General features: G+C 57.5%; 1 protein-coding gene. It reads right to left on the bottom strand.

Annotated features, from left to right (window positions below; translation table 11 throughout):
• Positions 1-259: EamA family transporter (locus tag ACZ3HH_RS30600; RefSeq protein WP_465810409.1), on the bottom strand; the 259-nt coding region annotated here is incomplete at both ends.

Raw genomic sequence — 259 nt, 5'->3', positions numbered from 1 at the left:
GCCCAGCAGATGCAGCCTAGCAAGATCAAAAGATCGCCCATGGAAAATGACAGGCTTAACAAGGTTTGCAAGGAGCCTTGGCTGACCACCGTGGCGACGCCCGCCAAACCCAGGGCAAAGCCCAGCCATTGGCGTGCCGAAATCGAATCACGATTGATGGCGGCTGACAGCAGGGCGGTGATGGATGGGTTGAGTGCCATGATCAAGGCGCCATTTACCGGCGAGGTGAGCTTGAGGCCAAAGAACAGGGCCGCATTGA

The sequence above is a fragment of the Pseudomonas sp. PME37.24/025 genome, assembly GCF_055556615.1.
This window is presented reverse-complemented; position numbering and strand designations above follow the sequence as displayed.